Annotated in this window: 1 protein-coding gene; it reads left to right on the forward strand. The window is 73.7% G+C overall.

From position 1 onward, the window contains the following. Nucleotides 1-1,481: glycosyltransferase (locus BLT59_RS30415; RefSeq protein WP_139174176.1), on the forward strand; the 1,481-nt coding region annotated here is incomplete at both ends.

Raw genomic sequence — 1,481 nt, forward strand, 5'->3', positions numbered from 1 at the left:
GCCCCAGGCCACGCCCTTCACCCTGCTCGCCGTCAACGACCGCTCCCCCGACCCGGAACTCACCGCCGACCTCGCCCACCTCGCCGGCCGCGGCCTGTTCCACCTCGTCGAGAACGAGCGCAACCTCGGCTTCGTCCGCTCGGTCAACCGCGCCCTCGGCCTGCGCCAGGGCCGCGCCGTCGTCCTGCTCAACTCCGACGCCGAAGTCTTCGGCGACTGGCTCGACCGCCTCGTCGCCCACGCCGAACCTCAGACAGCACCTCAGGCCGGGTCCGGCGGCGAGGCAGGGATGGGCGCGGGGCTGCCCGTGGGCAGCGTCACGCCGCTGTCCAACAACGCCACGATCTGCTCCTACCCACGCTTCAACGCCAACAACACCATGCCGCTGGAGATCGCCCGGCCCGAGCTCGACCGCATGGCCGCGCAGGTCAATTGCGGCCGCGCCGTGCCCGTGCCCACCGGCGTCGGCTTCTGCATGTACATGACCGCGCAAGCCCTCGACGCGGTCGGCGAGCTCGATGCCGAGGCCTTCGGCAAGGGCTACGGCGAGGAGAACGACTGGTGCCTGCGCGCCATCAAGGCCGGCTTCGTCAACCTGCTCGCCGAGGACGTGTTCGTCTACCATGCCGGCCAGATCTCGTTCGGGCTCGACGAGGGCGGCGAGTACGCGAGCGGCCAGGCGGCCCTGCTGGCCAAGCACCCCGACTACCCGGCCCGGGTCGGGCAGTTCGTCCAGGCCGATCCCGGCCGGCGCGGGCGGGCGCGGCTCGACCGGGCGCGGCTGGCCCGGCACTTCTCGGGGCGGGCGCTGCTCTACGTGACCCATAGCTGGGGCGGGGGCATCCAGCGGCACATCGACGACATGATCGCCCAGGCCCGGGCCGAGGGCCTGAGCGTGGTGCTGCTGCAGATCGACCGGACCCGCAACCTGGAGGTCCACGTCGCCTACCGCAGCCCCGAGTTCCTGTACCTGCCCAACCTCGACAGCCTGTACCTGCCGCGCGACGCGGCGGAACTCGCGGACTTCGTCGGGCAGCTGGCGCCGGTTCTGATCCACGTGCACTCGCTGGCGGGGCTGCGCTGGGGCGCGGCGCGGGCGCTGATGGACCTGGTGGCGGGCTCGGGGCGGCCCTACGCGTGGACGCTGCACGACTACTCGCCGGTATGCCACCGCAACCACCTGGTCCAGCCGGACGGGCGCTATTGCGGCCTGGCGCCGGTGGCGGAGTGCCGGTCGTGCCTGGCGGTGGACGCGGACGGGTTCGAGGAGCCGGATCCGGGCGAGCGGCGGGCGGTGTTCGGGGCGTTCCTGGCGGGCGCGGCGCGGGTGTTTGCGCCGTCCTCCGACACGGCGGGCCGGATCCGCGCGGTGTACCCGGACCTCGCTGTCACGGTGCGGCCGCACCTGGAGCCGGAGCGGGCGGTGCGCTCGACCGCGCTGCAGCGGCCCGGCCGCGTCCGCCGCGTCGCCGTGCTCGGCG

Source organism: Methylobacterium sp. UNC378MF, from assembly GCF_900103195.1.
Taxonomy (GTDB): Bacteria; Pseudomonadota; Alphaproteobacteria; order Rhizobiales; family Beijerinckiaceae; genus Methylobacterium.